Source organism: Paenibacillus sp. PvR098 (assembly GCF_017833255.1).
In the GTDB taxonomy this organism is placed as follows: Bacteria; Bacillota; Bacilli; order Paenibacillales; family NBRC-103111; genus Paenibacillus_G.
In genome coordinates this window covers 1,343,692-1,363,909 of the sequence record NZ_JAFIBU010000001.1, presented here as the reverse complement: position 1 = coordinate 1,363,909, position 20,218 = coordinate 1,343,692, and the positions used below count along the sequence as shown (strand labels likewise).

At 49.6% G+C, this 20,218-nt stretch carries 22 protein-coding genes and 3 pseudogenes; 21 read left to right on the top strand and 4 right to left on the bottom strand.

Annotation, left to right across the window (positions count from 1 at the left end; translation table 11 throughout):
• Positions 1 to 16: 16 nt before the first annotated feature.
• The 3 genes and pseudogenes from JOE45_RS06810 to JOE45_RS06800 form a co-directional block, all read right to left on the bottom strand.
• Positions 17 to 724 carry a 2-phosphosulfolactate phosphatase gene (locus JOE45_RS06810; protein ID WP_210020914.1) on the bottom strand — a complete coding sequence of 236 codons (708 nt, stop codon included), beginning with the start codon at positions 722 to 724 and terminating at the stop codon, positions 17 to 19.
• Between the two features lie 21 nt (positions 725 to 745).
• Positions 746 to 1,588: a phosphosulfolactate synthase gene (gene comA, locus JOE45_RS06805; protein ID WP_210020915.1), complete on the bottom strand. Its 843-nt coding sequence runs from the start codon at positions 1,586 to 1,588 to the stop codon at positions 746 to 748.
• A gap of 213 nt (positions 1,589 to 1,801) precedes the next feature.
• Positions 1,802 to 3,237: pseudogene (locus JOE45_RS06800) on the bottom strand (IS4 family transposase).
• Positions 3,238 to 4,274: 1,037 nt separating this feature from the next.
• On the opposite strand from JOE45_RS06800, the gene JOE45_RS06795 reads away from it, so the two are divergent.
• On the top strand, positions 4,275 to 5,807 hold the full coding sequence (locus tag JOE45_RS06795; protein ID WP_210020916.1) for a phospholipase D-like domain-containing protein: 1,533 nt from the start codon (positions 4,275 to 4,277) through the stop codon (positions 5,805 to 5,807).
• A gap of 100 nt (positions 5,808 to 5,907) precedes the next feature.
• Positions 5,908 to 6,012, top strand: a pseudogene (locus tag JOE45_RS06790) (IS66 family transposase); the annotation flags it as partial.
• Here JOE45_RS06790 and JOE45_RS24130 read toward each other — a convergent pair.
• A pseudogene (locus tag JOE45_RS24130) lies at positions 5,981 to 6,316 on the bottom strand (IS66 family transposase); the annotation flags it as partial. The pseudogenes JOE45_RS06790 and JOE45_RS24130 sit on opposite strands and share 32 nt — an antisense overlap.
• Before the next feature lie 224 nt (positions 6,317 to 6,540).
• On the opposite strand from JOE45_RS24130, the gene JOE45_RS06785 reads away from it, so the two are divergent.
• From JOE45_RS06785 to JOE45_RS06695, 19 genes are all read left to right on the top strand, one after another.
• Complete coding sequence (locus JOE45_RS06785; protein WP_210023385.1) at positions 6,541 to 6,807, top strand: YqhV family protein; 267 nt, start codon at positions 6,541 to 6,543, stop codon at positions 6,805 to 6,807.
• A 143-nt stretch (positions 6,808 to 6,950) separates the two neighbouring features.
• Positions 6,951 to 7,961: a stage III sporulation protein AA gene (spoIIIAA, locus tag JOE45_RS06780; RefSeq protein WP_210020917.1), complete on the top strand. Its 1,011-nt coding sequence runs from the start codon at positions 6,951 to 6,953 to the stop codon at positions 7,959 to 7,961.
• Positions 7,962 to 7,986: 25 nt separating this feature from the next.
• Complete coding sequence (gene spoIIIAB, locus JOE45_RS06775; RefSeq protein ID WP_210020918.1) at positions 7,987 to 8,505, top strand: stage III sporulation protein SpoIIIAB; 519 nt, start codon at positions 7,987 to 7,989, stop codon at positions 8,503 to 8,505.
• 14 nt (positions 8,506 to 8,519) lie between these two features.
• Positions 8,520 to 8,723, top strand: a complete 204-nt coding sequence (gene spoIIIAC, locus JOE45_RS06770) for a stage III sporulation protein AC (protein WP_210020919.1) — start codon at positions 8,520 to 8,522, stop codon at positions 8,721 to 8,723.
• 14 nt (positions 8,724 to 8,737) lie between these two features.
• Positions 8,738 to 9,127 carry a stage III sporulation protein AD gene (gene spoIIIAD / locus JOE45_RS06765; RefSeq protein WP_210020920.1) on the top strand — a complete coding sequence of 130 codons (390 nt, stop codon included), beginning with the start codon at positions 8,738 to 8,740 and terminating at the stop codon, positions 9,125 to 9,127.
• Positions 9,128 to 9,175: 48 nt separating this feature from the next.
• Positions 9,176 to 10,456: a stage III sporulation protein AE gene (spoIIIAE, locus tag JOE45_RS06760; protein ID WP_210020921.1), complete on the top strand. Its 1,281-nt coding sequence runs from the start codon at positions 9,176 to 9,178 to the stop codon at positions 10,454 to 10,456.
• Positions 10,457 to 10,484: 28 nt separating this feature from the next.
• Positions 10,485 to 11,243, top strand: a complete 759-nt coding sequence (gene spoIIIAF / locus JOE45_RS06755; protein WP_210020922.1) for a stage III sporulation protein AF — start codon at positions 10,485 to 10,487, stop codon at positions 11,241 to 11,243.
• A gap of 6 nt (positions 11,244 to 11,249) precedes the next feature.
• On the top strand, positions 11,250 to 11,891 hold the full coding sequence (gene spoIIIAG, locus JOE45_RS06750; protein WP_210020923.1) for a stage III sporulation protein AG: 642 nt from the start codon (positions 11,250 to 11,252) through the stop codon (positions 11,889 to 11,891).
• 50 nt (positions 11,892 to 11,941) lie between these two features.
• Positions 11,942 to 12,694: a SpoIIIAH-like family protein gene (locus tag JOE45_RS06745; protein ID WP_210020924.1), complete on the top strand. Its 753-nt coding sequence runs from the start codon at positions 11,942 to 11,944 to the stop codon at positions 12,692 to 12,694.
• Positions 12,695 to 12,936: 242 nt separating this feature from the next.
• Entirely contained in the window at positions 12,937 to 13,428 is a 492-nt protein-coding gene (accB, locus tag JOE45_RS06740) for an acetyl-CoA carboxylase biotin carboxyl carrier protein (RefSeq protein WP_210020925.1), read from the top strand.
• A 17-nt stretch (positions 13,429 to 13,445) separates the two neighbouring features.
• Positions 13,446 to 14,804, top strand: a complete 1,359-nt coding sequence (gene accC, locus JOE45_RS06735) for an acetyl-CoA carboxylase biotin carboxylase subunit (RefSeq protein ID WP_210020926.1) — start codon at positions 13,446 to 13,448, stop codon at positions 14,802 to 14,804.
• Positions 14,805 to 14,968: 164 nt separating this feature from the next.
• A complete protein-coding gene (locus tag JOE45_RS06730) occupies positions 14,969 to 15,379 on the top strand; it encodes an Asp23/Gls24 family envelope stress response protein (RefSeq protein ID WP_210020927.1) in 411 nt (136 codons plus the stop codon).
• A 75-nt stretch (positions 15,380 to 15,454) separates the two neighbouring features.
• Positions 15,455 to 16,015 (top strand): alkaline shock response membrane anchor protein AmaP, encoded by a 561-nt coding sequence (amaP, locus tag JOE45_RS06725; RefSeq protein WP_210020928.1) that lies wholly within the window; start codon positions 15,455 to 15,457, stop codon positions 16,013 to 16,015.
• A 15-nt stretch (positions 16,016 to 16,030) separates the two neighbouring features.
• Positions 16,031 to 16,270: a DUF2273 domain-containing protein gene (locus JOE45_RS06720; RefSeq protein WP_210020929.1), complete on the top strand. Its 240-nt coding sequence runs from the start codon at positions 16,031 to 16,033 to the stop codon at positions 16,268 to 16,270.
• Positions 16,271 to 16,340: 70 nt separating this feature from the next.
• A complete protein-coding gene (nusB, locus tag JOE45_RS06715) occupies positions 16,341 to 16,799 on the top strand; it encodes a transcription antitermination factor NusB (RefSeq protein ID WP_210020930.1) in 459 nt (152 codons plus the stop codon).
• Positions 16,800 to 16,823: 24 nt separating this feature from the next.
• Positions 16,824 to 17,690, top strand: coding sequence for a bifunctional methylenetetrahydrofolate dehydrogenase/methenyltetrahydrofolate cyclohydrolase FolD (gene folD, locus JOE45_RS06710; RefSeq protein WP_210020931.1), 867 nt, complete (start codon positions 16,824 to 16,826; stop codon positions 17,688 to 17,690).
• A gap of 6 nt (positions 17,691 to 17,696) precedes the next feature.
• Positions 17,697 to 19,073, top strand: coding sequence for an exodeoxyribonuclease VII large subunit (gene xseA, locus JOE45_RS06705; protein ID WP_210020932.1), 1,377 nt, complete (start codon positions 17,697 to 17,699; stop codon positions 19,071 to 19,073).
• Positions 19,048 to 19,305: an exodeoxyribonuclease VII small subunit gene (gene xseB / locus JOE45_RS06700; protein WP_210020933.1), complete on the top strand. Its 258-nt coding sequence runs from the start codon at positions 19,048 to 19,050 to the stop codon at positions 19,303 to 19,305. Before xseA ends, xseB begins: the two co-directional genes overlap by 26 nt.
• Complete coding sequence (locus tag JOE45_RS06695) at positions 19,302 to 20,210, top strand: polyprenyl synthetase family protein (RefSeq protein WP_210020934.1); 909 nt, start codon at positions 19,302 to 19,304, stop codon at positions 20,208 to 20,210. The genes xseB and JOE45_RS06695 overlap by 4 nt, the downstream gene beginning before the upstream one ends.
• Positions 20,211 to 20,218 lie beyond the last annotated feature (8 nt).

Here is a 20,218-nt window from a genome sequence, read left to right as displayed (position 1 = left end):
AATCTATGATGCTTTTTTAAATAACCATAGCTCCGTCCCGGAATTGCGGGACGGCTTGAAGCCGGTTGACCTGACTGCAGTATAGAACGTCATCCTTAAATCCGATCCGGGTCAGACGTTTGCCGTTCGCACATGACAGAAGCGCCTCAGGGAGCCGCTCTTGCGTTTGGCGGTACGCATGCATTAAGGCAAGGCCCAAATCGTTTACTTCGCAGGCCCCTCCAGTGAGGCGGACCAGTTCGTCAGCCAGCAAACCCGCGCAAAGCCCGTCTTCCAGACTGAATACGTCATGAGTTCCTGCACAAAGCAGGGCAATCTCCTTCTGCAGTTTTAACGCTTTTTCAACGCAGCTGGAAGCATTCAACAGTGAACCTGCCAAAATATGCGCCGCTTTGTGTGATTTTTGCACGGCCCTGGTGCCGTTCGTCGTCGTCATGACAATCGTTTTGCCTGCTACGGCTTCGGGACTATATTCGAATGGAGAATTGCCGAAATCAAAGCCGGGTATCTTCTTGCAGCTGCGCTCGCCCCCCAGTAAGTCTCCCGGACGCTGCAGGCTTTTGGCCTGTGCGACTGTTTCCGTCGGAACGATCGACTTGCTGCCGTTCGTGAGCGCCATCACCATTGTGGATGTGGCACGCAGCACATCGATGACGATTACAGTTTTATTCTGGAGCTCATCCGTTCGTGCTTCGCCCACGCTGGCGATCACTTGCACATTCATGCTATAGCACAGCCTCCTTCTCTAAATTTGCCAATTGAAGCTATGATAGCTGCTTCCCTGCTTAGGCATATCGGCGAGCAGCAGAGTGTCTGACCGCAGCCCCCGCCTCAAAGCTTCCAAAGAAATGACGTCACTAGGTGCGATATTGCCAAGGTGGATTTCGGTGCCCAGCATCTGCAATAGGTGTACCTGCTGATCCTTTTGCGGTGCTTCCCATAGCAGCAGATCGGGGCTTGGCACCTGCTTTAGTACTTTTTCGATCTCTTCATCTTTACATGCGCCATTGGCGTCATAGATACCAACGCCTTTTCCCGATTCTCGGCCTTCGATCGTAATCAGACTGGCGCCCAGCTGCGAATCGATCGTTACTGTTTCGATGAGCTCTTCTATTTCTATAGAAGAGCCCCATCCTTTTTTGCCGTATTCGGTAATGACCATAAGTCCCTCGCTCAGGCTGCGGCGAATCAGCTCGCTGCGCAGGCTGCGCGAAACCTCGATGGTTCCGTCGGATATTTCCACACCGTTGAAGCCCAAGTGAGCCGCCATATCGAAGTAGTCGTCAACTGCGTCCTGCCTAATCGCCACCTCCAGGAACGTACCGCCAGGATATACAGTAATGTCGTATGCTTTGGCCATCTTAATTTTTTTCTTGAGCAAATCTGTCATATAGAGCGGCGAGGTGCCGAAGCCGATTTTCAGCATGTCGATATAGGCGCCTGCCGTCTGCAGCAGATCCTCCAAGGCGTGCAGCCCCAATCCTTTGTCGATTACCATTGTTTTACCCAGAAGCCGCGGTTTATCTGTCCGGCGTCCGGTCGGATCGCTGAGCAGGGCATTCCACTGCATCGGTGTTGAAACCTCCATCTCTTATCGCCTCGCTGTAAAATAGTGTTGGATTACTGTGTCATCATATGCATTTTCATTTAGGGGTGTGCCCACATGCCCATCAAACTAAGAGCAAAGAAAAAGGAACAGATGCAACAGTTCGTCACTTGATCCAAATCAATTAGCTTAGAACTGGATTTTGTGCAGACTTAAATAAGCCTTGGCGGCTTCGTTTTTTTAAATTTCATATTTCTAGGCAGCAGATCGAGATTTCTGTCTACACTCATAAACTACACCTAGAATGTCAAATACGGTTTTCTTGTCATACCGATGTGACTTGCGTCCATTCTTTTCAATCATCCGAAAGAGTTGGTTAAGCACCTATCCGACATCATCCGTTTGTTTTTTCATGGCATCATGTAGAGAAAGAAAATATTCTTTTAAGATACAGATTACTTTGAATTCACTGACTTCTTTCTTTTTCTTCATCAGCAAAAGCCTGCGCATCTGAAACATGAGAGTAGTACTAAGCAAAATGGCGATCAACTGCCCGTATACATGACATTCAAAGCGTTCGGTTTTGATCGGCTTGCACTGGTCAATATGGAAGATGGATTTCCACGTTTTAAATAAGATCTCGATCTGCCAGCGGAGGGAATACAGGTCATGGACATGCTCTTTTTTTAAGTAGATGTCAGGGGCATTGGTCATGTAGATATTGATGGCACTTAAACGCTTTGTTCGTTCTTTATAGGTCATGTTTTTCTTTTTCTCCTGTTTAGCACGCATCAGGAGCCGCTTTTGAGTCTGTTCTTCCGTAAGTTTGCAAATGAGAAGCCGTGTGCGAAATTTTTTATAGAGACCAAGATACACTTCGGGAAGTTCCACCATTTCTCCGGATTGAAGACAATCCATAATAGCTTCCAGATCGATTTCTTTGTACAACGATTGCTTTTTCACCTTGCCATCCTTGAATTGTTCAACTTCCTTATTTTGTTCATATACGCGGATATTCAATTTTAACCGCGAAACATAAAAAGCTCCTCGCTGCTCTATTTCTTCGAAGTCTTCTAAACAAAAGTAGCCCAAATCTCGAATACAAAGATCGTTCATTTCCACCGTTTTCGCTCGTTTTGAACCATATAGACCGTCGTTGTTTTTTCCGGGGCCAACATCCACTTGTAAGAATTCTCCGGTTTTCAACTCGTATTCGAGTTGAATTTTCATACCAGCCGTATGAGAACTTCCTCCGGATCCCTGGTAACGGTCGGCATAGGGATCTGGAAGTTGAAAAACAGTCGAATCCAGAATACGGATTCGATGAAAATAGGAGTCACATTCACAAGGCAGCGAGAAGGAAGCCGAGCCGAGATTTTTTCTTGGAGAAGTGATGAAAAAAGGGATTGAAGGAAGGCAACTGCAGAAGGATTGAACCGCTGGTTCAATCCTTCTGTGCTCATCGAAAGATGATTGGAGGCATCAAGTTGGCTACATAATCGTACGAGGGGAGTCACAGATAGATGATCATTTAAAAAGACACATAAGGAAACCAAATCCTGCGCGGTATATTTGCTTTTTCGTTGGACAAAACCAGCTTTTCTAGCGAGATCCTCAAGTTGGGTAGGAGAAAAATGATGTTGAAGCTGTTGGGCTAGTAAATGCATTTCTTCGCTGATAGAAAGTGGAATAGAATTCATGGCAAACCAAACCATCCTTTCTATGGAATTATGCTTGATATAGAAAGGATAGCTTATTTTTCCAGTTTGGGGTATACATTCATCTTAGCTTGATGGGCATGGGCTCCTTCCGGTTTTACTGTAAGTTTGGGGCAGGGTGGTGGAGCACCAGTCCCGATTACCTCTTTTGCTTCCTTTTTATTTCTTCACAAAATAAGGAGATTTGTACATATGTCTCATGTGGCATTAATGAAACGAGCCTATTCCCGACCTTTCTATAATGGACTATAAAAGTCTAATCCAATAGAAGATCGTGTCTTCTATGCTGATGTTTACAAATGTATCCTGTATTATTTGATGAGATATTGATAGGAGATGTTGAATAATCGTACCGTCGATTTTACGGGAATGGCCCCGTCTTTCGCACCATACAAAAGACGGGGGATACAGGATTACCGGTCATTCGAAAATATTCGTTGCATCATCTCATTAAATTCCTCAATAAAACCTGTGACCGGCCGTCCTTGTTGCACATCCCTTATGTCAAAATCGCTCATTGCAAATGCGTCCCAACAAACCCAACAAATCCTTCAACAAGTTGAAAGCCGCGTACAGCAGTTAGAGAATGAAATCAAAACAGCCATGCAACTGAATATGCATGGCTGTTTGCTCCTTATGTGCACTGATTTAGAAAAAACATCAAACCCTACATAAGCAGCAGGGTTTGATGTTTTTTTCAGTTATTCTCTTTTTGAGCGGTTGGAGCAACCGTTGAATGGCGTATCTTCGGGGCCCTTTGGTCAAGCTAAATGCTGTCGCGCCAATCGCCAGTGCCAATGCAGACATTACCCAAGCTCCCCTTCGGCCAATTGCATTGCGATTGTTACGTCCTCTAAATAAGGACATCATCCACTGCACACTTTTCACCACCCGTGATGGACTCATTTGTGGGCGAATTTCTTTTATCATACGGTAAACCGCTGTCAAATCTGTGCGTATATGTAACTCTTAGTTGCGCATTATATAGATAAATAAAGGAGGAATTAAAATTGGTGTGGATTCTTTGGTTGTATCTAATCAATACACTCTTGATGTTAATCGTAGCGATCCGCGAGGTGCGTAGACCGGCCAAGGCTTTGAATTGGCTAGCTATTTGCCTCGTTTTTCCTGTCATCGGTTTCGTATTCTATCTCAGTATAACAAATCCCATACGCATTTCTCGTGAAAGACTAACGTTTCCACATAATCAGTCGGACACGTTGCCTGATTCATTCAGCCGCTCAGCCTCGGTTATCGCTCAATCTTTACGGCATTTGTCCGTATATGGCCTTCGAAACGGCCGAGTCCAAGTGCTTATGAACGGCATTGAAACCTATGAGAGACTGATGGAATCCATAAAGAACGCGAAAAACTTGATTGATTTGGAATATTACATCTATAGGGATGACCAAGTTGGCAGACGTATTACAGATCTATTGATCGAAAGGGCCAAGGCTGGTGTACGAGTCCGCTTTGTGAGAGATGGTTGGGGGAGCAGAAAATTTCCACGATCGCAGATCATTCGGATGATGGATGCCGGAATTGAATGCCGTACGGTATTTCCCTTGCGCTTCCCTTGGATATTGTCCAATTGGAATTACCGGGATCATTGTAAGATCGTCGTGATCGACGGGAAGGAAGCTTTCACTGGTGGGATCAATATTGGGTATGAGTATACCGGCTTAAAGCCGAATGTGGGGTTCTGGCGTGATACTCACCTGCGAATCGTAGGTGAAGCTGCTGTCGATATGCACACTATTTTCAAAATTCATTGGAATATTGCTTCACCGGAACGGATACAGGTGAGAGGACGCAAGAACACCTTAGGTGAAAACAAACAACAAAAGCCCGTTGAAGGGCCAAGTCGTCATCCATTACATAACATCACTCCACAAGGGATTGCCGTTTCCGGACAAGGGGCTGAATGGGCCGCTGAATTGGGTACTCTAGGTGGCAACGATGCTAACACCGCCACGAACACAGAAGCGTTGCGGAACTCGTACATACAGACGTTTGAAGGTAATCCTGGAATTCCTACTCAAGTGATCCGTGAGGTCTATTTCATTTGCCTGACACAAGCGCTAAAGACTCTGGATATCACAACCCCCTATTTTGTACCCGATGCAGACATCATCATGGCGATAAAGACAGCTGTAGCGCGCGGAGTGCGTGTGAGATTGTTGGTCCCTCACCATTCGGATCAAAAATTCGTGGACCTTGCAAGCCGTACTTATTTCGGAGAACTGGTGGAAGCCGGGGTTCATATTTATCAGTACAATAAAGGGAAGCTGCATGCAAAAGTAATGATCATTGATGGAGAGATCGCCGAGGTTGGTGCAGCGAACTATGATATGAGAAGCTTTCGACTGAATTACGAGGTATGCGAAGTCATTTACAGTACCGATGTGGCTAGGGAGCTCACAAAGCAATTCGAACGAGATCTCACCGATTCTGTGCCGATGCGAATTGAGGATTTGCTGCATCGCTCACTTCCACAGCGCATAATGGAGCAAGGAGCGCGCCTGCTTTCACCGATGATATAACCTGCAACAAGAATTTATGTTAATGCTTCATATCCCAGCAATAGAAAGGGGGCGAAACCTTGTTTCTCCGATTAACGATTAAACTATTACTGGGCTTTGTGGGCTTGTTGAGATCGACAATAACCGTAGAGAACGGTCAATCAAGCCGTTTGCGATCGGTCGCAAAAATTGGCTGTTTGCGAATACTCCACGGGGAGCCGCGGCACCCCGTCTTTCAGGAACGCGGTCAGCTTCTCCCACTGATTCTGGCTGCACGCAATCGCTTGGCCGATCAGGCTTTTGGGCATCGTCCGGGATTTCTACTGGCGTAACCACACCTGGTAAGCATCCAGTACCGGACGGCTTCACTCTGCCCGGGCCTTGTGACGTTCTTCCGGTGTAGCCTCTATAAGCTCTCGTTCAATCGCAAAGAGCTGGTTGCAATACGCCAGTCCTTGGGCCGCAACCGTTTCCGGATTGCCTTTGGCCTCCGGCACCGCTTTCAGCGCTTCATCATATTTGCGCCGGGCAACAAAGTAGGGGAAGCCACATGCCCATCAAACTAAAATTTTCGAATACCCCCAAAACGAAAAAAAAGCCATCCTTTATTTACAAAAAGAATAGCTTTTTTTCGTTTTTGGGGTGTATTAATTTCTTAGCTTGATGGCTTTGGGGTGTGCCCAGCATTCCTAAAATAAGACGAGCCCGCATAGGATGGATATAGAAACCAATGGATGAGGTGAGATAGATGTCGATGTTGAACAAGATAGTGCTCAGTATGGCCATGATCCGAATTGTTTCAGGGAGTATCGAGATCGCCGCGGCCATGCTCATGCTCCGCTTCAATCAGATTGAGAAAGCGCTGCTCGTGAACTCGGGGCTTGCCCTCGTAGGGCCGTTCGTACTGTTAACGACGACGACGATTGGGCTGGTAGGGATGGCGGATAAGCTTTCGGTAGGCAAAATGCTGTGGGTGATGGCGGGAGTCAGCTGCATTTTTATCGGAATCTTAAAAAAGTAAACTGTCATATTTCACTAGGTGAGGCATACACATGATTGTAGTAGATGGACAGCTTATTGAAATAACGTCGTAACCATCGCAAGATTGTTGACGACTGACGCCGGAGACACCGCCGTACCAGTTGCAATATGGGGGGATGGGTTTTGATCGGTTCGGTATTACCGTTTTTGTCGGCACCTGTGCGGCACATTCTATCAACTCTACCAACGCGAATTCAAACTGAATTACAAGAGATCCGCATTCGCGAATCGCGTCCGCTTGAGGTCATATGGAGCGCGGGGTACAGTTTTGTTTCCGAAAAGGGCGGCTTGACCCCGGACGCCGAACAAGCATATCGGCCAACGCATAAGGACTGCGCAACGCTGCTGGAGCTCTTAACACAGCATTCGATGTACACCTTTGAGGAAGAGTTGAAGAGGGGTTTCATTACCGTGGCTGGCGGACATCGAATCGGTCTTTCCGGCCGCACGGTGGTTGAGCAGGGCAAAGTGAAATATATCAAAGACATCAGCGGATTCAACATTCGGCTTGCCCGAGAGTGGAAGCGGGCTGCTGCAGGCGTCTTGCCTTACTTGCTGGAGACAAGAGAAGGGCGGGTTTATCGAACGCTGGTCATTTCTCCGCCGCAGCAAGGCAAGACCACATTCATTCGGGATCTGGCCCGTCTCCTAAGTTCCGGCGGCAAGGAAAATGAATCGGGAAGACCATACAGAAGCTGCAAAGTCGGTATCGTAGACGAACGCTCCGAGATCGCAGCCTGTGTGAAAGGCGTACCGACTTTTGACGTAGGCCCCCGAACCGATGTGCTCGACGGATGCCCCAAGGCGGAAGGCATGATGATGATGATCCGTTCGATGTCGCCGGAAGTGCTAATCGCCGATGAAATCGGGCGGTCTGAGGATGCAAGCGCCATTCATGAAGCGCTGCATGCTGGAATCAGCGTTGTAGCGACCGCACATGGCCGGGATATCGAGGATGTGAAACGAAGGCCGATCCTGCGGGAGTTGATGGAAGCAGGCGTGTTTGACCGATTCGTAGTTTTATACCGCAAGGCGGGAACTGCGTCTCCGGGGCCAGAAACGGCTGTGTTCGACAAGGAAGGTAACCGGTTGGATGTAAGGCTTGCCTTGAGAGGGGGGGGGATGACCTTATGAGAGAGAGTAAAAGAAGGAATCCCGAATGCTGAAGCTGCTTGGCGCCATGCTAATTCTGCTGGCGGGCACCCTCTTGGGATTTTACCAAGCATCTCAATTATCGCGAAGGCCCAAACAGGTCTCCGAGTTGATCAGGCTCTTACAGCGGCTGGAGACGGAAATCGTATACGGCTTTACTCCGCTGCCGGAAGCACTCAGGCAAATTGGACGCTCAGGCACACCACTTGTGGGAAGGTTGTTTCTGGATACGGCGGCTGAGCTGGTGAAGCGGGACGGGCGTTCCGTCCAGACGATCTGGGAACAGACAGTAACGTCAGGCTGGCGGCACACTTCCATGAAGCCCTCCGAAAGGGAGGTACTTTTGCAGCTCGGCTATACGCTGGGGCTGACCGACAGAGAAGACCAGGTCAAGCACCTCAGGCTGGCCGTCAGTCAACTGCAGGGGGAAGCGGAATACGCGCGTGAGGAGCAGCAGCGGTATGAGCGGATGTGGAAGAGCCTGGGAGTACTGATGGGGCTACTCGTCGTAATCTTGATGTATTAGGTGAGGTGCCGCCAATGAACGTAGATGTAGACGCGATATTTCAGATTGCCGGCATCGGCATCATTATCGCCATGATTCATACCGTACTTAAGCAGATGGGCAAGGAAGATATGGCACATTGGGTGACAGTCATCGGTTTTGTCGTGGTGTTGTTCATGGTCGTCCGTTTATTAGACAACCTGTTTAATGAGATCAAGACGATTTTCCTCTTCCAATAGAGGAGGTGAAACCCATGGAAATCATTCAAGTAGTAGGGCTCGGTCTGATTACAACGGTTCTGGTGCTGATCATCAAAGAGCAGAAGCCCATGTTCGCCTTTTTGCTTACTGCCTTCACAGGAATCACGATCTTCCTGTTTCTGATAGGGAAAATATCCACTGTCATCGGGGTACTGGAGGAACTCGCGAACAAAGCTGATATCAACCTGATCTTCCTAAAGACCATACTGAAAATTATCGGCATCGCCTATATCGCGGAATTTGGGGCGCAGGTCGTCAGAGACGCGGGGCAGGAAGCAATCGCCTCTAAGATTGAGCTATCCGGCAAAATCCTCATCATGGTGATGGCTATTCCGATCGTATCTGTCATCATCGAAACGGTGGTCAAGCTGCTCCCCGCATAATCCGAATGAGGGACGCTGGAGAGGCGAAGCGAACCAGGAGATGAAGCTATGCTGCATCTAAAGAAACGTATGTCGTTTGAGACTGGACCGCATCTTGGCGGAGGAAGTGGCAAGGTTAGACGGCCGGAGCTTCTGCTCCTCTGGATCGCTATAGTAACAGCGATGCTGGTTGACGGAGGATCCGCTTTAGGCTGCTGGAAGCCGGGGGGCTGCGGGATGACCGTCTACGCAGCGACACCGGTAGAGGAGCTGATCCGTCAGCAAGCGGAGAGGCTTCCTCTCGATCAGGTGGAACAGTATTGGAGCAAGTTAATGAAGCAGTATGGGGGATATTTTCCTGACGCTCAGGCGCCTACGTTTATGGACTTGCTTCTCGGCGCAAAAGACATCAGCCTCAGTTCAATCTTCTCCGGGATGCTGCGCTACTTTTTTCACGAGTTGATCTATGGCGGTAAGCTGTTGGTATCCATTGTGATCCTATCGGTATTCAGCATGCTGCTGGAGACCCTTCAGAGCTCCTTTGAGAAAAACAATGTAAGCAAAATCGCTTACGCCATCTCATTTATGGTGCTGATGATAATGGCCGTGAACAGTTTCAACCTGGCGATCGGCTACGCCAAATCGGCGATTTCGGATATGACTCATTTCATGATTGCCGTAGTTCCGCTGCTCCTGACACTGCTGGCCTCGATGGGGAATGTGGTTTCAGTGTCTGTGATGCACCCGCTGATTATTTTCATGGTTCATGCTGTAGGGACCGCGATCTATTTCGTCGTATTTCCACTATTATTTTTTTCGGCCGTGCTCCACATCGTAAGTTCGTTGTCGGACAAATACAAAGTAACGCAGCTTGCGAATTTGCTTCGGAAGATCAGTCTGGGCTGTTTGGGGATATTCGTTACGGTGTTTTTAGGCGTGATATCGGTACAAGGGGGTACAGGGGCGATTGCGGATGGTGTGACCATTCGAACGGCCAAATATATCGCAGGTAATTTTGTTCCGGTGGTAGGCAGGTTGTTCTCCGACGCCTCGGAAACCGTCATTGGCGCATCCCTTTTGGTCAAAAATGCGGTGGGTCTGTCTGGGGTCGTCATCATTTTGGTGCTGTGTGCCTTCCCCGCACTAAAAATTATTGCGCTTGCCTTCATATATAATCTTTCGGCGGCAATCATGCAGCCATTAGGTGATCATCCGATGATCTCTTGTTTGGAAACGATAGGAAAAAGCTTGATTTACGTATTCGCTGCGTTGGCTGCGGTAGGGCTCATGTTTTTCTTTGCGATTACAATCTTGATTGCGGCGGGGAACGTGTCCGTGATGATGCGATGATCCTCCGAACAAGGAAGGAGGATCCGCCTTGGACTTCCTGAGCGGCTGGCTCAAATCAGTTATCCTGATTATTCTGCTCGCCACTTTTGTTGATTTGCTGCTGCCTAATCAATCGATGCAGCGCTATGTCAAAACGGTTATCTCTCTGTTTCTTCTGCTTACGCTGCTGCAGCCGCTTCTATCGCTATTTGAGAAGCATGCTCAAATCGATCAGAGTCTTGATTCCGCTCTCTTCAAGCAGGATAAGGCCTGGAGTTGGCAGACCGATAACGGTATGGAGCGGATGGAGCCGCTGCCCGCCATACAGCAAAGAGCGGAGACACTGCGTCTTAGGCAGGAGGAGCAATCTCACCGGATGGTGCAAAGCCAAGTTGCCGATTTGATCAAACGCAAGATCGAGCAGACGTCAGATGTACAGGTGCAAAGTGTACATGTCGACACCATACCGGATGAGAATGGGCAGGCTGTCATTCAGCACGTGGCCTTGATCGTAGACTTTGAGCCAACAGACGAGAATGATGCGTATCTTGGACGATCTGAATCCGCGGAGAACAGCGAATTGACCAAGCCGATGAAACCAATCGAACCGGTCTCGAGCATTCGGGTTGACATTGGCGAAAACAGAAGAGATAAGGAGCCTGTATGGGCTTCAGATGATCATCTCCGGGAACATTCGTCCCCGGAGGCGCTGCAGAAACAAACGCAAATCATGCTGATGCTGGAGCAAGATTGGCAGCTCTCTCGGGAGCAAATCCAGATCCAGATGAGCCAGACCTCAAGGAGGTGAAAATCGATGGGAGACAACGCAGAGAAACTGAGGTGGCCCTTTAGTCTATTCGGCGGAGGTCCCGGCGGACCGAAACGAATCCAGACCTTGCGCTGGCTTCTGCTGATGGGGCTGGTTGGAGCTGCTTTCATGATACTGAACTCTTTCATTACAGTGAAAGAGGTAGATCCCATCGGCGAGGGACGGGCTTCTCCTGCTGATCCGTCGCAGCCAGCCTTTGGTTCAAACGGTAAGGAGCACAATCCCTTCTATGAATTTGAGGAGGCCTATCAGTCGCAGCTCAGGGATATTTTAACCAAAATCGTTGGGGTGGGCGAGGTGGAAGTGCTCGTAACTATTGAATCGACGGAGGAGGTTACGGTTGAACGCAATACCCAGGAAACGCAGCAGATTACGAACGAACAGGATCATCAAGGGACCAAAAGGCATATTACAGATATTTCACGTAAAGGGGAAGTTGTTCTCTATGAGGTGTCGGGAGGCAAGAAGCCGCTCGTGGCCAAGACCATCAAGCCCACAATCCGGGGCGTGCTTGTCGTAGCCAAAGGAGCGGAAAATTTGACAGTAAAAAAGATGATATCCGAAGCGGTGGAACGCGGTTTAGGCGTCCCCCCCCACCGGATTTCCATCTTGCCGCGGAAACAATAGTTTCCTGTCAGCGGAAACATAACGATGAACGTACCTAAGGAGGAATAGCGATGAACTCGAAAAGACAAACGATTTGGCTCGTATCCATGCTCAGTTTGATGGTGGTGCTTTCTGCCTATTATTTGTTCACGGAAGACGTTAATGAGCTGGAGTTGAATACGGCGAGCGGTACGCAAACCAAAGAGATTATCATTAATGCAGGCCAATTGGATGGTGTGCCGCAGGGCACGGTCGATGTTCAAGCGACTCCGATGGGTAGCAGTCAGCAGCCTGCAGCCGAGGATGACGCCAAGTCCGATCCGAAAGCGAGCAGCACGAACACGGATACGCCTTCCGCAGTGGAGCAGGAAGACGGTTCGGACCCGACGACAGCGCAGCCCGTCACCAAGAATGAAGCGAACGCAAGCGGAGAAGACGCCAAGGTATTGGAGCAAATCCAAGCCCAAGCGACTTCCGGCTCCGATTATTTTGTGAATCTGCAAATGAAGCGTGACGAAAGCATATCCAAACAAGTGGAAGCGCTAATGACGATTCTGGCCGACACAAAGCAGACGCAAGAGGCCGCAGTGAACGCGCAGACAGAGCTTCAAAAGCTGCAGGACATGGAAACCAAGATCACTTATTTGGAAGAGAGCCTGATGAAAGAATATCCTCAAGCGGTCATTACTCAAGAAGGGATGAAGTGGAAAATAACCGTTCAGGCCAACAAGTTGGAAAGAAGTCAAGCCGTCAGTATTGCAGATCAAGTCATGAAAGAGCTCAGCATCACTCCGGACCACATTGCGGTGCAATATAAGCCTTAAGCTATATTCAGCTCCTTTAAAAAGAGTCCCGTTGCGGGACTCTTTTTCCATATTTTTTTTAATAGGCGTCATAAGTGAATGAACAGGCGTTATTGCTTACATCAAGAGCAAGTCCTAAGAAACTCTTTCCTTGCTTGAAGATTGTGATATAATAACAACGTCGTTTGTTTCACCTTTCGTTTCAACCGCCGCTGCCGCATATCGGCGCGGGTTGAAACTAGACGCCAAAGGAGTGAACCTATTTGTTTAAGTTAAGCGAAATCAAGGAACTGATTAAGCTCGTGGATCAAACCTCTTTACAAGAGCTGGAAATTGAAAACGAAGGCTCCCGCCTTTTGATCCGGAAACCGAATAAAACCGAACAGGTCGTCGTCACCGCCGCTCCTGTTGCGCATGCTTATGCGCCAGCAGCCGTACCCCAACCGGCTCCTTCCGCGCCTGCTGCAGCCGCTAACATACCGGCAACCGAGAAGCCTGCCGCTGCCGATTCCGGCTTACATACAATCGTATCTCCAATGGTAGGCACATTCTATGAATCGCCGTCTCCACAAGCGGCTCCTTTTGTTTCAAAAGGAAGCGCAGTGAAGGAGAAGACCATCGTCTGCATCCTCGAAGCGATGAAGCTGATGAACGAGATTGAAGCCGAGGTAAAAGGTGAAATAGTCGAAGTGCTTGTGGAGAACGGCCAGTTGGTTGAATACGGTCAGCCTTTGTTCTTGGTGAAACCGGAGTAAGTAGGAGGAGAACCCCATTGAAGTTTCATAAAATCTTGATTGCTAACCGTGGAGAGATCGCCGTTCGGATTATTCGCGCTTGCCGTGAGTTGGGCATCTCTACAGTTGCGGTATATTCGGAAGCCGATCGGGAGTCGCTTCATGTCCGTTTAGCGGACGAGGCTTATTGCATCGGACCGACGCCTTCCAAAGACAGCTATCTGAACTATACGAATCTGATGACCGTGGCTACGCTAACGGAAACGGACGCCATTCACCCGGGCTACGGCTTCTTGGCGGAGAATGCGGATTTCGCGGAAATTTGCGAAAGCTGCAACATCACGTTTATCGGACCATCTCCCGATGCCATTAGCAGAATGGGCGACAAGTCTGTAGCGAAGCAGACGATGAGGGACGCGGGCGTACCGGTTATCCCGGGCTCGGACGGGCTTGTGGAAGATATGGACGAGGCGATCCGGATCTCCCGGGAAATCGGCTATCCTGTCATTATTAAAGCAACGGCAGGAGGCGGAGGTAAGGGAATTCGTCTGGCTGAGAACGAGGAAATGCTGATTCAACAGATCACCACCGCTCAGCAGGAGGCTCAGAATGCATTCGGCAACGCCGGGGTCTATCTGGAGAAATACCTAACGGAAATGAAGCACGTTGAGATTCAGGTTCTGGCTGACAAGCACGGTAATGTTGTGCATTTAGGTGAGCGTGACTGCTCCGTGCAGCGCCGCCGCCAGAAGCTGGTCGAAGAAGCGCCATGCCCGATTCTTACGCCGGAAATCCGTGAACGGATGGGAGAAGCGGCCGTGCGCGCGGCTAAGGCAGTGGCATACTCGGGCGCAGGCACGCTTGAATTTTTGCTCGGTACCGATGGACAGTTTTATTTTATGGAAATGAACACGCGGATTCAGGTGGAACATCCGGTCACGGAGCTTATAACGGGAATCGATATCATTAAAGAGATGATTCGTGTAGCAGAGGGGGCACCGCTGTCCTTCTCCCAGGAAGACGTTAAGATCAACGGCTGGGCGATCGAGTGCCGGATTAACGCGGAGGATCCTGAGCGTAATTTCATGCCATCAGCAGGCCAAATTCAATTCTACTTGCCGCCGGGCGGCTTTGGGGTGCGTGTGGACAGCGCCGCGTATCCAGGGTATACGATCTCTCCACATTACGATTCTATGATCGCTAAGTTAATCGTATGGGGCACGGATCGTGATGAGGCAATACAACGTATGAAACGGGCGTTGTCGGAATTTACCATCGAAGGAATTCACTCGACGATCCCTTTCCATTTGAAGCTGCTGGAGCATAAGAAGTTCCTTGCCGGTGACTTTGACATTAAATTTTTGGAAGAGCATGATGTGAACGACCCGAATTCCTGATTTTACATTTCATTGTCATATTTTTGCCGGGATGGTATAGTATACAATAAGACAAGGTCTGGGCTGCTATCATGATATAGTCGCTTTACCGAATCATAGGTTGAATTAGGAATGTTTTTTGAAGACGTTTTTGCCTAAGCAAAAACTTGGAGGAGGACCAATCCATGAGTACACTGGCTGCGGATTATGAGAAGACCGAGATGGGCACGATTCAAATCGCCCCCGAGGTGATTGAGATCATTGCCGGAATGGCTACCGTAGAAGTTCCCGGTGTTGCCGGGATGAGCGGCGGATTAGCCGGCGGTATCGCTGAGCTTCTCGGACGGAAGAACGTATCCAAAGGCGTAAAGGTCGAAGTGGGGCAGCGCGAAGCGGCCATCGACGTGTCCATTGTTATCGAATTCGGGACGAAGATTCCCGAGGTGGCAAGCGGAGTTCAGAATAATGTGAAGCAAGCGATTGAGTCGATGACAGGACTTAGCGTGGTGCAGGTCAACGTTCATATTCATGACGTCATTTTCAAGGGCGCGGACAAAGTCGAAGAGGTCGAGACGTCTCCGCAACGCGTGAAATAATTATTAAAGCCCGGTTGAACCCCCAAACCTTATCGTCTGGGGGTTTCCTCCATATTTCGGAAGGAGTCGGAACACGTGGTAAAAGTACTCGATAGACTGCTGCTGCTGCTTTTTAGCTGCGCGATACTGATTGCATCCATTGTCCTCTTGTTCTCAGCATTCGGACTCATTTCCACAGATGCTGCAGAGAATTTTGTCCATGACGTATATTATGATTTGGACACAGCGGTCATATTCATCTCGATTACATTTGCGGTTGCTCTCATTAGTATCCGTTTCCTCTATTTGGCTGTAAGAAGGGGCAAGTCGGATGTGCCTTCGATTGATCAGCGCACGGAATTTGGTGATATTCGTATATCCTTGGACACGGTTGAGAACCTGTCGCTCAAAGCAGCAGGCCGTACCCGGGGTGTGAAGGATTTGCGTTCCCGGGTCAAAGTGAATCAATCGGGGCTTGAGATCGTGATCCGCGCCATCGTTGACGGCGAAAGTTCGATTCCAGCGCTAACAGAAGAAATTCAAGGCCATGTCAAGAATCATATTGAAGACATTACGGGTATTCCGGTCGCCCATGTGACCGTATTTATAGCGAATATCCAGCAATCGTCCCCCACCTTCAAAAGTCGAGTGGAATAGAGGTGAGCCTCCCGGATGTGGATGCAAATTTGGGAACAACTATGGGAAAGGCACAGGGGCAAAACCGTCGGGGTACTTGCCGGCGGCGTCGTAGGGCTGATATATTTGTTCTTTGGCTTGTGGCGTATGTTAATCTTTGTCCTGATCGTATATACTGGATATTATATAGGGAAAAAGTTGGACCGGAACGAGCCGATGTTTCCCGCAGAAAACACTTGGCGCTGGCTAATGGACAAATGGAGATTGTTCCGCTAAAATCCTTGGGATAGCCTGAGGATTTTTTTTATGAGCCTTGAAGTGAACCAACAGGAGGTTTTATTGGTTAATGAGACGAAGATTGGCAAGGGAGCTTGCGCTGCAAAGTCTGTATCAAATTGCGATGAACGAAGTCACATCCGGTGACGCCATCGCTCACGTAGTTGAAGAGGCAAGAGGTGACGATGAAGCGCAGCTGACACGGGAGCGCGATCAAATATCGCCTGTGGACGTGCTGGAGCTTGTGGAAGGCACAACGCAGAATAAGCAGCAAATCGACAGCTTGCTGGAGGATTATTTAAAAGGTTGGCAAATGGACAGGCTGTCGAAAGTGGACCGTGAAATATTGAGGTTAGCCACGTACGAGATGGTATACAAAGAGGGAGTGCCGCCGAAGGTGGTCGTGAACGAGGCAATCGAGATGGCCAAGAATTTCGGGACGGAGGAATCAGGGAAATTCGTCAACGGTGTGCTCGGTAAGATGTTCAAGGATTTGGAGAAGCTGAGAGAGAAGACGCCGAAAGTCTGAACGAGGGAAAGGGGAACGGATGGTATGTCCGCACAAGTGATAAATGGCAAAGAGATCGTGAGCGCTTATCGCGCCCAAATCAAAGAGCAGGTTGAACAGCTTACGCAGCAGGGCGTTCGTCCGGGGCTGGCCGTGGTCATCGTTGGAGACGACCCTGCTTCTCACGTATATGTTCGTAATAAAGCAAAGGCCTGCGAAGAAGCGGGAATGCACTCCGAGGTGTACACGCTCCCCGAACAGACGCCAGAGGCTGAAGTGATTGGCTTGATTTCCAAACTGAACGAGGATTCCGCTATTCACGGTATTCTTGTACAGTCACCTTTGCCGAAGCACATTTCGGAAGAACGTGTAGTGGAAGTAATCGCCGTGGAGAAGGACGTCGACTGCTTTCATCCGGTCAATGTTGGCAATCTTATGATTGGCAAAGAAGGACCGGCTCCTTGTACGCCCGCTGGCGTCATCGAGATTTTGAAGAAAATCGGCGTAGACATCGCCGGCAAGCATGCCGTCGTCGTCGGCCGCAGTAATATCGTCGGCAAGCCGATGGCGATTCTATTTCTGCGAGAGAACGCTACGGTCACGGTATGTCACTCGCGGACGAAGAACATGGAGGAGATTACGCGTCAAGCGGATATACTCGTTGCGGCAGTTGGCAAAGCTAAAATGATCAACCGCAAACACGTCAAACCGGGTGCGGTAGTGATTGATGTGGGCATAAACCGTCTCGATACCGGGAAGCTTGCGGGAGACGTTGATTTCGATGATGTGCTGGATACGGCAAGCTACGTGACGCCGGTTCCAGGCTGCGTGGGTCCCATGACCATTACCATGCTTCTTCGAAATACGCTTGAAGCGGCACAGCGGGCAGCAGGCGCGCACATGGCTTTGTGATCCGCCATGAAGGATAAACAAGTATATTCGATTAAAGACTTGAACCGACTTGTCAAAATGCTGCTGGAAGGCAATGACCGCCTGCAGGATGTATGGGTGAAGGGCGAAATATCCAACTTTACGCATCATTCCAGCGGACATATGTATTTTACGTTAAAGGATGCGGATAGCCGGTTAAAAAGTATTATGTTCGCTTCTTACAATCAGAAGCTTGCTTTTATACCGAGGGAAGGCACCAAAGTGCTGGCATGCGGCAATATTTCGGTTTACGAACGGGACGGCCAGTATCAATTCTACGTGACGCAGATGCAGCCCGACGGAATCGGGAGCTTATTTTTGGCTTTTGAGCAGCTAAAGAAGAAGCTCGAAATGGAAGGACTCTTTGCTCCGGCCCGGAAGAAGCCAATCCCTAAGTTTCCACGAGCGATCGGCGTGATCACATCACCGACCGGGGCTGCGGTGCGCGATATCATTACCACGGTGCAGCGCCGTCACCCGACAGTGCCTATCCTCTTATATCCTGTGTTGGTACAGGGGAAGCAGGCAGCTCCTTCCATCGTGAAAGCAATCCGAGAAATGAATGCGATGAACGAAGTGGACGTACTGATTGTCGGTCGCGGAGGGGGTTCATTAGAGGAACTCTGGGCGTTTAATGAGGAAATCGTAGCACGGGCCATTTCTGACTCGGTGCTGCCGATCATCTCTGCCGTAGGGCACGAAACGGACTTCACGATCGCTGATTTCGCAGCTGACCTTCGGGCAGCTACGCCTACGGCCGCCGCTGAGCTTGCTGTTCCGCATCATTTGGAGCTTATGCAGCAGATCGGTTATTACAAGCAGCAGCTTTACGGGGGGCTGGCCAAACAGCTCGAACGCGGCAAAGAGAAGCTTAAACGGCTGCAGCGTTCGCCCTATTTGACGAACCCCAGACGGCAGCTGCTGCTTCAGCCGGCCGAGAGGCTCGACCGGATTCAGGAGCAGCTCGGTTACAAGATACGGAGCCGGGTGACGAAGTCGGGGGAGCGACTGATGCGTTCTGAACGCAAGCTTGCCTCATTCAACCCTAAGGAGCAAATTGTTTATACACGAAAGCGGCTGGACGCCTCTACCCGGCAGCTGCGGCAATCGATGCAGGGTGTGCTGAAAGGGAAGCAACAGGAGCTCATAGCGGGCATGCGGCAGCTCGACGCCCTGAGTCCTCTGAAAATCATGCAGCGCGGCTACGGCTTAGTATATGACGAGAAGGAAAAGCATTTGATTAAATCGATCGACCAAGTTCAAATCGGGGATATTTTGAAGCTGAGGCTGACGGATGGCCGTATCGATTGTCATGTTTGGTCAATGGAGGAGAAAGTCGATGACAAATCAGGAAGCGATGCCTAGCTTTGAGCAAGCCATGGATCAGCTGGAGCGTATTGTGGCTCAGCTAGAGAGCGGCGACGTTCCGCTCGAACAAGCGATCGAGCTGTTCCAGGAGGGGATGAAGCTGTCGCAATTGTGCAGCAGCAAGCTGGAGCAGGTGGAAAGAAAAATCGAAGTACTGCTTGAGCAGGAAGGCGGCATGGTCAAAAAGCCGTTTCAAGCAGACGAAGGCGATAAAGGGGACACCCGATGATTGAACCGTTAACCGGGGTAGACACATATATTAAAGAAAAGGCACTCCTGATCGAGCAGGAGCTGAAGACATCGATACCTTCACAATGGAATATCCCAGAGCCTTTACGCGAAGCGATGATGTACTCCTTGATGGCTGGCGGCAAAAGACTCCGTCCGATCCTTGTGCTAACGGCTGCAGAATCGCTTAAAGGCGATTGCATGGCAGCAATGCCTGCTGCTTTGGCTGTTGAGATGATCCATACGTATTCGCTTATACACGATGATTTGCCTGCCATGGACAATGATGATTTCCGCCGCGGCAAACCGACGAATCACAAAGTGTACGGCGAAGCTATGGCTATTCTGGCAGGGGATGCGCTGCTGACCCATGCTTTTCATACGATTGTTCAATCGGCAAGAACACATGGGGTTTCTGGAGAGATTATCGCGGATATCGTGGAGGATCTTTCGCGTTTGTCCGGTGCTCCGGGCATGGTGGGAGGTCAAGCTGCAGACATGCTGGGAGAGCAAGGCGTAACTCAGCTGGAGGAGCTTGAATACATCCATCTGCATAAAACGAGCGACCTGATTGTGTTTTCTTTGAAAGCAGGCGGTCGAATCGCTGAAGCCAGCGAAAAACAGCTTGCCGCACTTGAATATTTCGGCACTTGCATCGGTCTCGCTTTTCAAATTCAAGACGACATTCTGGATTTGACAGGGGACGAGCAGAAGCTGGGTAAACCGGTGCAGAGCGATGTGAAGCAGCAAAAGGTGACTTATCCTTATTTCATTGGGATCGAAGCCTCCGAGGCCAAGGTGAAGGAACTGACCCGGGAAGCGAAGCAGTCGATCCTGAACGCGGGCTTTCCGAATCCGGAGAGGCTTCTACAGCTTGCCGACTTCTTGATGAAGCGGGATCACTAATAGAAATT

Excerpts from the sequence above, each read along its gene's own strand:
- JOE45_RS06810 (WP_210020914.1), bottom strand. The coding sequence starts at position 724 with ATGAATGTGCAAGTGATCGCCAGCGTGGGCGAAGCACGAACGGATGAG.
- comA (WP_210020915.1), bottom strand. The coding sequence starts at position 1,588 with ATGGAGGTTTCAACACCGATGCAGTGGAATGCCCTGCTCAGCGATCCG.
- JOE45_RS06785 (WP_210023385.1), top strand. The coding sequence starts at position 6,541 with ATGTTGAACAAGATAGTGCTCAGTATGGCCATGATCCGAATTGTTTCA.
- spoIIIAB (WP_210020918.1), top strand. The coding sequence starts at position 7,987 with ATGCTGAAGCTGCTTGGCGCCATGCTAATTCTGCTGGCGGGCACCCTC.
- spoIIIAC (WP_210020919.1), top strand. The coding sequence starts at position 8,520 with ATGAACGTAGATGTAGACGCGATATTTCAGATTGCCGGCATCGGCATC.
- spoIIIAD (WP_210020920.1), top strand. The coding sequence starts at position 8,738 with ATGGAAATCATTCAAGTAGTAGGGCTCGGTCTGATTACAACGGTTCTG.
- spoIIIAE (WP_210020921.1), top strand. The coding sequence starts at position 9,176 with ATGCTGCATCTAAAGAAACGTATGTCGTTTGAGACTGGACCGCATCTT.
- spoIIIAG (WP_210020923.1), top strand. The coding sequence starts at position 11,250 with ATGGGAGACAACGCAGAGAAACTGAGGTGGCCCTTTAGTCTATTCGGC.
- JOE45_RS06745 (WP_210020924.1), top strand. The coding sequence starts at position 11,942 with ATGAACTCGAAAAGACAAACGATTTGGCTCGTATCCATGCTCAGTTTG.
- JOE45_RS06730 (WP_210020927.1), top strand. The coding sequence starts at position 14,969 with ATGAGTACACTGGCTGCGGATTATGAGAAGACCGAGATGGGCACGATT.
- JOE45_RS06720 (WP_210020929.1), top strand. The coding sequence starts at position 16,031 with ATGTGGATGCAAATTTGGGAACAACTATGGGAAAGGCACAGGGGCAAA.
- nusB (WP_210020930.1), top strand. The coding sequence starts at position 16,341 with ATGAGACGAAGATTGGCAAGGGAGCTTGCGCTGCAAAGTCTGTATCAA.
- folD (WP_210020931.1), top strand. The coding sequence starts at position 16,824 with ATGTCCGCACAAGTGATAAATGGCAAAGAGATCGTGAGCGCTTATCGC.
- xseA (WP_210020932.1), top strand. The coding sequence starts at position 17,697 with ATGAAGGATAAACAAGTATATTCGATTAAAGACTTGAACCGACTTGTC.
- xseB (WP_210020933.1), top strand. The coding sequence starts at position 19,048 with ATGACAAATCAGGAAGCGATGCCTAGCTTTGAGCAAGCCATGGATCAG.
- JOE45_RS06695 (WP_210020934.1), top strand. The coding sequence starts at position 19,302 with ATGATTGAACCGTTAACCGGGGTAGACACATATATTAAAGAAAAGGCA.